At 61.1% G+C, this 10,562-nt stretch carries 10 protein-coding genes; 4 read left to right on the top strand and 6 right to left on the bottom strand.

The window, feature by feature from the left end; genetic code table 11:
- Nucleotides 1-387 precede the first annotated feature (387 nt).
- Nucleotides 388-2,013 carry a glucan biosynthesis protein D gene (locus HBR93_RS18375; protein WP_169960797.1) on the top strand — a complete coding sequence of 542 codons (1,626 nt, stop codon included), beginning with the start codon at nt 388-390 and terminating at the stop codon, nt 2,011-2,013.
- 49 nt (nt 2,014-2,062) lie between these two features.
- On the opposite strand, the gene HBR93_RS18370 is transcribed toward HBR93_RS18375, so the two are convergent.
- The 5 genes from HBR93_RS18370 to HBR93_RS18350 form a co-directional block, all read right to left on the bottom strand.
- The gene (locus tag HBR93_RS18370) at nt 2,063-2,248 is read right to left on the bottom strand and encodes a hypothetical protein (protein WP_169960796.1); all 186 of its coding nucleotides are present in this window, start codon (nt 2,246-2,248) and stop codon (nt 2,063-2,065) included.
- A 246-nt stretch (nt 2,249-2,494) separates the two neighbouring features.
- On the bottom strand, nt 2,495-3,028 hold the full coding sequence (locus HBR93_RS18365) for a GNAT family N-acetyltransferase (RefSeq protein WP_169960795.1): 534 nt from the start codon (nt 3,026-3,028) through the stop codon (nt 2,495-2,497).
- A gap of 105 nt (nt 3,029-3,133) precedes the next feature.
- The gene (locus HBR93_RS18360) at nt 3,134-4,240 is read right to left on the bottom strand and encodes an NADH:flavin oxidoreductase/NADH oxidase (protein ID WP_169960794.1); all 1,107 of its coding nucleotides are present in this window, start codon (nt 4,238-4,240) and stop codon (nt 3,134-3,136) included.
- Between the two features lie 170 nt (nt 4,241-4,410).
- The gene (recJ, locus tag HBR93_RS18355) at nt 4,411-6,120 is read right to left on the bottom strand and encodes a single-stranded-DNA-specific exonuclease RecJ (RefSeq protein ID WP_115127502.1); all 1,710 of its coding nucleotides are present in this window, start codon (nt 6,118-6,120) and stop codon (nt 4,411-4,413) included.
- 249 nt (nt 6,121-6,369) lie between these two features.
- Nucleotides 6,370-6,912: a YaeQ family protein gene (locus HBR93_RS18350; RefSeq protein WP_057438005.1), complete on the bottom strand. Its 543-nt coding sequence runs from the start codon at nt 6,910-6,912 to the stop codon at nt 6,370-6,372.
- A gap of 147 nt (nt 6,913-7,059) precedes the next feature.
- On the opposite strand from HBR93_RS18350, the gene HBR93_RS18345 reads away from it, so the two are divergent.
- Nucleotides 7,060-8,259, top strand: coding sequence for a CaiB/BaiF CoA-transferase family protein (locus tag HBR93_RS18345; RefSeq protein WP_057444507.1), 1,200 nt, complete (start codon nt 7,060-7,062; stop codon nt 8,257-8,259).
- Nucleotides 8,260-8,284: 25 nt separating this feature from the next.
- Nucleotides 8,285-9,169 carry a TIGR02285 family protein gene (locus HBR93_RS18340; RefSeq protein WP_169960793.1) on the top strand — a complete coding sequence of 295 codons (885 nt, stop codon included), beginning with the start codon at nt 8,285-8,287 and terminating at the stop codon, nt 9,167-9,169.
- Between the two features lie 170 nt (nt 9,170-9,339).
- Here HBR93_RS18340 and HBR93_RS18335 read toward each other — a convergent pair whose 3' ends face one another.
- Entirely contained in the window at nt 9,340-9,624 is a 285-nt protein-coding gene (locus HBR93_RS18335) for a DUF3509 domain-containing protein (RefSeq protein ID WP_057438042.1), read from the bottom strand.
- A 270-nt stretch (nt 9,625-9,894) separates the two neighbouring features.
- On the opposite strand from HBR93_RS18335, the gene HBR93_RS18330 reads away from it, so the two are divergent.
- Nucleotides 9,895-10,557 (top strand): response regulator transcription factor, encoded by a 663-nt coding sequence (locus HBR93_RS18330; RefSeq protein WP_057959551.1) that lies wholly within the window; start codon nt 9,895-9,897, stop codon nt 10,555-10,557.
- Nucleotides 10,558-10,562 lie beyond the last annotated feature (5 nt).

Genomic DNA, 10,562 nt, shown 5'->3' with positions numbered 1-10,562 from the left:
GGCCCACGGAGCAATGCCTGACTGCGGGCATGCCGAGCCTAGGCGAGGCACCGAGTGGTGGGGCAGGAGCCCTTTTGGTTACTTTTGGGGCTCTTTTCCAAAAGTGACCCGCTGTAAGAGCGGAACCAATAGCCGCCGTGACCGCAGCAATGGATATACACACCGACCCAAAGCCATCCCCAGCAAATCCCCCCTGCTGACACGTCTTGTTTCATATGCAACGCCATCATCCCGCTATCAATCAATTTTCCTTCCCCACCGAACCCCTTAAGCTATTCAGCATCTGTTTAATGTCCGTTGCGTTTGGCCGAAGGCATGTCCGAACCGTAATTTCTGATCCAGCACGCGCCAGGAACGGCACGGGATTGCTCACCACAGGTTGTATTTATGCACCGCAGGAATTTGCTCAAAGCGTCCATGGCCATCGCGGCCTACACCGGGCTGTCAGCCAGTGGCCTGCTGGCCGCCCAGGCCTGGGCCGGGAATCGTGCAGCCGATGGCGACGCCAAGGCGTTCGACTTCGACTGGCTCAAGCTGCAGGCCAAGCAACTGGCCGGTAAACAGTATCAGGACACCCGCCAGGTGCTGCCGCCGACCCTGGCGACCATGACCCCGCAGAATTTCAATGCCATCGGCTACGACGGTAATCATTCGCTGTGGAAAGACCTCAAAGGCCAGCTGGACGTGCAGTTTTTCCACGTCGGCATGGGTTTCAAGACCCCGGTGCGCATGCACAGTGTCGACCCCAAGACCCGCCAGGCGCGGGAGGTGCATTTCCGTCCGTCGCTGTTCAATTATGAAAAAACCACGGTCGACACCAAGCAGCTCAAGGGCGACTTGGGTTTTTCCGGCTTCAAGCTGTTCAAGGCCCCGGAACTGGACCGCCACGACGTGGTGTCTTTCCTTGGCGCCAGCTATTTCCGTGCGGTGGATAACACCGGCCAGTACGGTCTTTCGGCACGCGGCCTGGCCATCGACACCTACGCCAATAAACGCGAAGAGTTCCCCGATTTCACCCAGTTCTGGTTCGAGACGCCGGACAAGAACAGCACCCGTTTCGTGGTCTACGCCCTGCTCGACTCGCCGAGCGCCACCGGTGCCTATCGTTTTGATATCGACTGCCAGGCCACCCAGGTGGTGATGGCCATCGACGCCCATATCAATGCGCGCACGGCAATCCAGCAGATGGGCATCGCGCCGATGACCAGCATGTTCAGTTGCGGCACCCATGAGCGGCGCATGTGCGACACCATCCACCCGCAGATCCACGACTCCGATCGCCTGGCGATGTGGCGCGGCAACGGCGAGTGGATCTGCCGCCCGCTGAACAACCCGGCCACTCTGCAGTTCAATGCCTTCGCCGATAAAGACCCGAAAGGTTTCGGCCTGGTGCAGACCGACCATGAGTTCGCCAGTTACCAGGACACCGTCGACTGGTACAGCAAGCGCCCAAGTCTGTGGGTGGAGCCGACCACCGCGTGGGGTGAAGGCTCTGTCGATCTGCTGGAAATTCCTACGACCGGCGAGACCATGGACAACATCGTCGCCTTCTGGACCCCGAAAAAACCGGTGGCCGCCGGCGACTCCCTGACCTTTGGCTACAAGCTCTACTGGAGCGCCCTGCCCCCGGTCAGCACACCATTGGCACAAGTCAACGCCACCCGCTCCGGCATGGGCGGCTTCACCGAAGGCTGGGCGCCGGGTGAGCATTACCCGCCGGTCTGGGCCCGCCGTTTTGCCGTGGACTTCAAAGGCGGTGGCCTCGACCGCCTGCCCGCAGGCACCGGGATCGAGCCTGTGGTCACCTGCTCCCATGGCGAAGTGAAAGACTTCAGCGTGCTGGTGCTCGACGACATCAAGGGCTACCGCATTCTCTTCGACTGGTACCCGACCAGCGACAGCGTCGCGCCGGTGGAGATGCGCCTGTTCATCCGCACCAATGACCGGACCTTGAGTGAAACCTGGTTGTACCAGTACTTCCCGCCCGCACCGGACAAGCGCAAGTACAGCTGATGCCCAACGTTCCCACGCTCATTGCGGCGTGGGAACGCCCCCACCCGGTTCAAAAACGCGAAATACTCCTCATCGCACTAATCAAATAACGCATCGCAATTTGATCGTTTTCGGTCAGGGCACGGTACTGCTCAAGCAACTGCGCCTCGTCCGAGCTCAACCGGCGGCCATGCAACGACAGCTTGCGGCTGAAAAAAAGCACCAGACCCCCTGCGACACCAATGGACTTGGCCATGGACTGTTTCTCCGTGTGATAAACAACAACTCCCGATGCCCATAACCCTGTCCGCGAAGTGCAATGCCTCAGCGCGTAAACAGACTGACTTCCTGGGCCAGAAGCCGTCTTACTTCAAGCGTAGAAACTATCCTGGCGCTTGTGAGATTTTTTTAGAGCATTCACTTAAATAATTGCCTTAAGGCAAAAGGCCTTCAGAAAATTCTCACGTACTGACCGCCGTGTACGCGCCTGATGCCGGACAGATCAGGGCAGCGGGCGATACAAGTGGATGTCATTGGGTTCCCGGTGGTACAGCTCGCTGTCGGGCTGCTTGAGCAAACGACAGCCGTGATGCAGATAAAAATCCACGGTGTTGCGCGACTCGGTGGCCGAGATATACAGCGCCTGCGCACCCAGCGTTACCCCGTGCGCGCAGGCCAGCGTCAGCAAGCGCCCACCCAGCCCATGCCCTCGGCCACTGTGGCTGACATGCAGGAACTTGAGCTGATGCATACGCAGGCCCTGGTTATGGATCACCCGGTTATCCACCACCGCTGCCGCCAGCAGCGTCGGACCAGCAAACACTCCATGCAACCACCCGCCGCGCAGCCAGCAGGCATACAACTCCAGGGCATCCTGCTCGGCTTCGCCTTCGGGCCAACCGCGCATGTCGTGGTGAGCGGCGTAGAGCACCAACTCGCCGTGTTCTAGGCGATAGCACTCATCAATCTGCTCAGTACGGTCAATCAACGCCAGCAGGGGAATGTCGCTTTCATTCAAATCACGTTCCACCAGCATCTTGGCCTCCAGTGTCCAGGACGCTCAGGATCGCTACTCCCCCGGCGACAGGCAAGAAAAAACCCACCGTGATCAGCGGTGGGTCTGGGTGACGAATGTAAAAAATCAGTCGCGCAAGTCAGACTCATGGATCGGCTGGTCGCGGTGGGTAGCCCGCTGGTACTGCGCCGGCCAGGTCGCCTTGCGGCCGCCCAGGTCGTCATCGGCGTGCAGCGGCCAGTACGGATCACGCAGCAGTTCCCGGGCCAGGAAGATGATATCGGCCTGGCAGGTGCGCAGAATATGCTCGGCCTGGGCCGGTTCGGTAATCATCCCGACCGTGCCGGTGGCCATGCCGGATTCCTTGCGCACGCGCTCGGCAAAGCGCGTTTGATAGCCGGGGCCGATAGGGATTTCGGCATTGGCGGCGGTGCCACCGGAGGACACGTCGATCAGGTCCACACCCAGGTCTTTCAGGCGGCGTGCCAGTTCCACGGTTTCGTCGGGGTTCCAGCCGTCTTCCACCCAGTCGGTGGCCGAGACGCGTACAAACAGCGGCAGCTCTTGCGGCCACACATCGCGCACCGCCTGGGTGACTTGCAACACCAGGCGGATGCGGTTTTCAAAGGATCCGCCGTATTGATCCTGACGCTGATTGCTCAAGGGCGAGAGAAATTGATGCAGCAGATAACCATGGGCGGCATGGATTTCCACCACTTGGAAGCCGGCGGCCAGGGCACGCCTGGCGGCGGCCACGAAGTCGGCGATCACTTGCTGGATTTGCCCTTCGTCCAACTGCCGGGGCGCGGTGTGCTGCGGGTCGAAGGCGATGGGAGACGGACCTACCGGCACCCAGCCACCGTCTTCGGGCTTGACGCTGCCATGCTTGCCGATCCACGGCCGATGGGTGCTGGCCTTGCGCCCGGCGTGGGCCAGTTGAATGCCCGCCACCGCGCCCTGGGCGCTGATAAAGCGTGTGATGCGACGCAGCGGCTCAATCTGGGCATCGTTCCACAGGCCCAGGTCCTGGGCGGTGATGCGGCCATCGGCAGTAACGGCGGTAGCTTCGCTGAAAATCAGCCCGGCGCCGCCAACGGCGCGGCTGCCCAGGTGCACCAGGTGCCAGTCGTTGGCCAGGCCATCGACGGCGGAGTACTGGCACATCGGCGATACGGCAATGCGGTTGAGCAGGGTCAATTGGCGCAGGGTATAGGGTTCAAGCAACAGACTCATGGGGCACCTCTTCTCGTATCCGGTGGGCATTGGCTCCAGGGTTCTGTTTGACCGGTACGCGTGACGAGAAGATGAAAGGCCCGTCCCCTTCGGGCTAAAAAACAGACAAGGTCACAAGACCAATCACACAGTGCTTAGAGACTAGTCGACAACCGGGGATTGCACAGGGTTCAGCGCGGTTCGATGTGGGCAATCATCAATTGCACGGTTTCCTGGCCGCGGAACTCATTGACGTCGAGCTTGTAGGCCAACTCCACCCAGCGAATGGTCGGGTTCGGCCACACCTCGCGGTCGATGCCAAAGGCAATGCCATCGAGCTTCACTGCGCCGCACTCACTCTTGAGCACTACCTTGAGGTGCCGCTCGCCCACCACACGCTGCTCCACCAGTTGAAACACCCCATGAAACAACGGCTCGGGAAAGTGCTGGCCCCAGGGCCCGGCGTTGCGCAGGGCACGGGCCAGTTCCAGGTGGAACTCTTCCACCGCCAGGGTGCCATCGGACAACAGGCGCCCCGTCAGGTCTTCTTCACGCAGTTGCCGGCGCACTTCGGCGTCGAAGGCTTCGGCGAACAACGGGAAGTTGGCTTCAGGCAAGGTCAGGCCCGCCGCCATGGCGTGGCCGCCGTACTTGGCGATCAGGTTCGGGTGCTGGCTGGCCACCACTGCCAGGGCATCACGGATATGAAAGCCCGGCACCGAACGCCCGGAGCCCTTGAGCAGGCCATCACCGGCATCGGCAAAGGCAATGGTCGGGCGGAAATAGCGCTCTTTCATACGCGAGGCGAGGATCCCGATCACACCCTGGTGCCATTCCGGGTCGAACAGGCACAGGCCAAATGGCATCGACTCCACCGGCAAGTCCTTGAGCTGGGCCAGGGCCTCGCGCTGCATGCCCTGCTCGATGGCTTTGCGGTCCTGGTTCATGCCGTCCAACTGCGCGGCCATTTCCCGGGCCTGGGCGAAGTCGCTAGTGAGCAGGCATTCGATGCCCAGGCTCATGTCATCCAGGCGCCCGGCCGCATTCAGCCGTGGGCCGAGGATAAAACCCAGGTCGGTAGAGGTGATGCGTGCGTGGTCGCGCTTGGCCACTTCCAGGATCGCCTTGATCCCCGGCCGCGCACGCCCGGCGCGGATCCGCTCCAGCCCTTGATGGACCAGGATGCGGTTGTTGGCATCCAGCGGCACCACGTCGGCCACGCTGCCCAGGGCCACCAGATCGAGCAACTCGCCGATATTGGGCTGCGGCTGCTTGTCGTACCAGCCCAGGCTGCGCAGGCGCGCACGCAGGGCCATCAGCACGTAGAAAATCACCCCGACGCCCGCCAGGGCCTTGCTGGGGAACCCGCAACCGGGCTGGTTCGGGTTGACGATGGCATCGGCCGCCGGCAGTTCATCGCCGGGCAAGTGGTGGTCGGTGACCAGCACCTTGAGACCCGCCGCCTTCGCCGCCGCCACACCCTCGACACTGGAGATGCCGTTGTCCACGGTAATCAGCAAGTGCGGCTCGCGCTGCAAGGCCACGGCGACGATTTCCGGGGTCAGGCCATAGCCGTATTCGAAGCGGTTGGGCACCAGGTAATCCACATGGGCCGCCCCGAGCAGGCGCAGGCCGAGGGTGCCCACGGTGCTGGCGGTGGCGCCATCGGCGTCGAAGTCGCCAACGATCAGGATGCGCTGGCGCTGCTCCAGGGCCGTCACCAGCAAATCCACGGCAGCCTCAATCCCTTTGAGCTGCTGATAGGGAATCAGCCGCGCCAGGCTTTTATCCAGCTCATCCTGCGAGGTCACGCCACGGGCGGCGTAGAGACGGGTCAGCAACGGTGGCAATTCACCGAGGAACGGCAGGACAGCGGGCAATGGGCGGGGATCGATGCGCATGGGGTGATGGGGGCTTCTGTGCAATACAACGGTTAAAAAACACTATGAGTAACGACAAACATCAAATGTGGGAGCGGGCTTGTGTGGGAGCGGGCTTGCTCGCGAAAGCAGTGGGTCAGTCAACATCAATGTTTGCTGGGCCGACGTATTCGCGAGCAAGCCCGCTCCCACATGTGATCTTCGCTGCTTTGAAGATTGCCTTCGCTTAACTGGCCAGGCCAGCTCCTACACAAACCCGTCCTGACAGGATCAGCCGCGTTCGCCGACCAGCCACTGCAGTTGCACTTCGTGCTGGCCGCGGTCATCGGTGACGAAAATCGTGCCTTCGCTGATCATCACATCCCACTTGATCACCCGGGGCATGTCCTTGGCCAGGGTTTCCAGGATTTCCTGGGGCACGGCGGCGATATGCACGTTTTTCAGGTTATTGGCCACCGGCACCACCTTGCCTTCCCACACCCGCAGGCTGCCGTAGGCCAGCAGGCTGGTACGTTCGGTACGGCGTGAACACCAGGTCAGGCGGTCGGCATCGGGCTGGCCGACTTCGATCCAGTGCAAAACCCGATCATCCAGGCTTTTTTCCCACAGGGCTGGTTCGTCTACATCTGACAGTCCGCGACCAAACGACAACTGCTCGTTGTACCAAAGGGCGTAGGCCAGCAAACGCACGGTCATGCGTTCTTCGGTTTCCGAGGGGTGACGGGCGATGGTTTGCTTGACGCTCTCGTACACCGAACGATCGAGGTCGGTCAGGTTGAGTTCAAACTTGTAGGTCGTGGACGGCTGGGCCATGAACGGACTTCTAGAGACAGGGAAAGGCGGCCAGTCTAACCGATGGCGGGGTCATTCAACGAATCCTGCGCTGCATCATCCTTATCCCTGCAGCACTCGCCTATGTTAAAAGGCAATACATACCTTCCTGCGTTAGTAAGGATCCTCATGTCGTTTACCGCCAAACCGCTCGCCGGCCTGAAAGTCATCGAACTGGGCACCCTGATCGCCGGCCCGTTCGCCTCGCGCATCTGCGCCGAGTTCGGAGCCCAAGTGATCAAGGTCGAATCCCCCGACGGCGGCGACCCGCTGCGCAAATGGCGCAAGCTGTATGAAGGCACGTCGCTGTGGTGGTTTGTCCAGGCGCGCAATAAACAGTCCCTGACCCTCAACCTCAAGCATCCCGAGGGGCTGGCGATCCTCAAGCAGTTGCTGGCAGACGCCGACATCCTGATCGAGAATTTCCGCCCCGGCGTCCTGGAAAAACTCGGCCTGAGCTGGGACACCCTGCACGCCCTCAACCCCAAGCTGGTAATGGTACGGCTCTCGGGCTTTGGCCAGACCGGGCCGATGAAGGATCAACCGGGCTTCGGCGCGGTCGGTGAATCCATGGGTGGCCTGCGCTACATCACCGGCTTCGAAGACCGCCCGCCGGTGCGCACCGGGATTTCCATCGGCGACTCCATCGCCGCGCTGTGGGCGGTGATTGGCGCGCTCATGGCCCTGCGCCATCGCGAGGTCAACGGCGGCCTCGGCCAAGTGGTGGATGTGGCGCTGTATGAAGCGATCTTCGCGATGATGGAAAGCATGATCCCCGAGTTCGATGTGTTCGGGTTTATCCGCGAGCGCACCGGCAACATCATGCCGGGCATTACCCCGTCATCAATCCATACCACCGCCGATGGCAAGCATGTGCAGATTGGCGCCAATGGCGATGCAATCTTCAAGCGCTTCATGCTGACCATTGGCCGTGAAGACCTGGCCAATGACCCACAACTGGCCAGCAATGATGGCCGCGATAGCCGGCGCGACGAGCTGTACGGCGTAATCGACCGCTGGGTCAACAGCTTGCCACTGGCCCAGGTGGTGGAGCAGCTGAACCAGGCCGAAGTGCCTGCCAGCCGGATCTACAGCGCCGAAGATATGCTGGGCGACCCGCAATACCTCGCCCGGGAAATGTTCCTCAAGGCCCAGTTGCCCGACGGCAAGGATTTCAAGATGCCCGGCATCGTGCCCAAGCTCTCGGACACCCCAGGCAGTTGCGAGTGGGTCGGGCCAGAGCTGGGCGAACACAATGCCGTGGTTCTGCAATCCCTGGGCTACGACAGCGACGCCGTGGCCCGTTTGCGTAAGGATGGCGCGATCTGATGCCCCGTGGAGCACTCTCAAGATAATGGCCGGCCGTTTTATCAGGGCGTTGCGGCGCCTATGGCTCATCGCCCCGCTGCTGGGGATGCTGCCGCTCTCGAGCCAGGCACAGGACACCCTGACCTGGCTGGTGCGTGACCTGCCGCCGATGACCATTTTCGAGGGCCCGCAAAAGGGCCAGGGCAGCGTCGATAAACTGCTGCCGCTGTTAATCGAGCGCCTGCCGCAGTATCGTCACCAGATCCTGCACGTCAATCGCGCCCGAGGCCTGCAAATGCTCAACACGCCCTCCTTCACCTGCGACCCATCGTTGGTATGGACCCCCGTGAGGGCCAGGAACATTGTGTTTTCCGCGCCGGCGTTCGCCGTGCTGAGCAATGGCATCGCGATTCGCCGCAACCAGCAGGGCGCCCTGGCAAGCTATGTGGTGGATGGCCAGTTCGATCTGGCGAGGTTTCTCGACCTGCAGCAGATGCGTCTTGGGATCGTCGCCGAGCGTAGCTACGGACCTGGGGTGGACGAACAGTTGAATCACGCCGATCCACTCAAGCTGGCCCCACATTACGGTAACGACGCACTGGGCAGTTTGCTGCAGATGCAGCGCCTGGGGCGGCTGGAAGCCGTGTTGGGCTACTGGACGGAAATCCGATACCAGGCAGCGCAACAGGGTATTGATCCGCAAGACCTGGTGTTCTATCCGATCAAGGGCACGGCGCGCTATCAGCGGATTCATATCGGTTGCTCGGACACCCCGATGGGGCGCGAGGCCATTACCCATATCAATCGCGAGTTGCAGAATATTCCCCAGGAGAAATTGCGCCAGTCCTACGCCAACGGGCTGGACCCGCTGATGCGCGAGCAATACCTCAAGGACAACCCGAGGTTTTTCAGCGAAACGCCGCTGCCCTGATAAATCCAGGGCAAAAAGAAACCCCGAGCAGTGGGGAGACAACTCGGGGTTAAACGTGGCCTACAAAGACCAGTACAACAAGCTACAAGCACCGGAGCACAATGCTTGATCCTGCTGTTACATGGTCTGACTGGCCTTCCTGTAGGAAGGTTCCGAAGATAAAAATTTCTTCACGCCTGGACGCTGATGCGCGTCTGGGCGGCGTTGCGCAAGGCCGCGATTACCGAAGGCTCCAGGCGCCCTTCGGCGATTTTCAGGTCGCGGAGCAGGCAGTCCACCACGTCCACCAAGGCGCGCTTGTCGGTCAATTGCGCACGATCCACTTCGCGTTCGACCACGATTGCGCCCGTGGGGCTTTTCACTGTCACCAGGCTCTCGCCGTGTACACCCGAGGTAGTCAGCGTGACCTGATAAGGGCTCAGCGCTTCACCGAGCAATAGGCTGATACTTTCCATCTCGATCACCACTCAATCATGAGAAAAATAAATAACCAGTGTAGGCGCGAGCTTGCTTGCGAAAAACCTGAGAGCGCCACGTTCGTTCAGGATGCCCTACATTATCGTTGACGTTTTTCGCGAGCAAGCTCGCGCCTACAGATAAGTGACCTACGCCAAAAGCACAAAGTTCGCCTTTGAGCTGAGCTTATCGAGCATGCATGGCAAATATGACAGAGAGAAAACAACCGCCGACAGGCTAGAATCTCCTGATTATTGCCGGAGTCCACCGTGAGAGACGCGTCTGAACAGCCCTTGCGTATTGTCATCGCCGACGATCATCCGATTTTCCTGATCGGTTTGCGGGCAGTGCTGGAGCGCGACGAGCAGGTGCGCATCGTCGGTGAGGCCACCTCGCCCCAGGCCCTGGCAGCCCTGCTGCAACGCTGCCCCTGCGATGTACTGGTCACCGATTTCATGATGCCCGCCGAGCCCCAGGCCGACGGCCTGCGCCTGATCGAACACCTGCGCCGGCATTACCCGGACCTGCCGATTGTGGTGGTGACCATGCTCAACAACGCCGGCCTGTTCCACTCGATCCTGGAACTGGGGGTCATGGGTCTGTTGAGCAAGGCCAGCCTGGCCGACGAGTTGCCCGAAGCCATCGACAAGGTGCGCCAGCAGCGGCCCTATGTGGCCCGCACCATTGAACAGGCGCTCGCCCTGGCCGGTGCAGTGGGGGCTGATCGCCTGCACTCACAGCACCAGTTGTCACCCCGGGAACTGGAGGTGATCCGCCTGCTGGCAGGTGGCAAGACGGTGGGCGAGATTGCCGCGCACCTCAATCGCAGCAAGCAGACCGTCAGCGCGCAGAAAGTCAGTGCCATGCGCAAGCTGGGGCTGATCAGCGATGCCGCGTTGTTCATCTATGTGCAGGAACACGGGTTGGCCTAGGTTTG

This window comes from Pseudomonas sp. WS 5411 (genome assembly GCF_012985595.1).
GTDB lineage: Bacteria > Pseudomonadota > Gammaproteobacteria > Pseudomonadales > Pseudomonadaceae > Aquipseudomonas > Aquipseudomonas shahriarae.
This window is presented reverse-complemented; position numbering and strand designations above follow the sequence as displayed.

Coding starts and splice junctions, on each gene's coding strand:
- HBR93_RS18375 (WP_169960797.1), top strand. CDS start 388: ATGCACCGCAGGAATTTGCTCAAAGCGTCCATGGCCATCGCGGCCTAC.
- HBR93_RS18370 (WP_169960796.1), bottom strand. CDS start 2,248: ATGGCCAAGTCCATTGGTGTCGCAGGGGGTCTGGTGCTTTTTTTCAGC.
- HBR93_RS18365 (WP_169960795.1), bottom strand. CDS start 3,028: ATGCTGGTGGAACGTGATTTGAATGAAAGCGACATTCCCCTGCTGGCG.
- HBR93_RS18360 (WP_169960794.1), bottom strand. CDS start 4,240: ATGAGTCTGTTGCTTGAACCCTATACCCTGCGCCAATTGACCCTGCTC.
- recJ (WP_115127502.1), bottom strand. CDS start 6,120: ATGCGCATCGATCCCCGCCCATTGCCCGCTGTCCTGCCGTTCCTCGGT.
- HBR93_RS18350 (WP_057438005.1), bottom strand. CDS start 6,912: ATGGCCCAGCCGTCCACGACCTACAAGTTTGAACTCAACCTGACCGAC.
- HBR93_RS18345 (WP_057444507.1), top strand. CDS start 7,060: ATGTCGTTTACCGCCAAACCGCTCGCCGGCCTGAAAGTCATCGAACTG.
- HBR93_RS18340 (WP_169960793.1), top strand. CDS start 8,285: ATGGCCGGCCGTTTTATCAGGGCGTTGCGGCGCCTATGGCTCATCGCC.
- HBR93_RS18335 (WP_057438042.1), bottom strand. CDS start 9,624: ATGGAAAGTATCAGCCTATTGCTCGGTGAAGCGCTGAGCCCTTATCAG.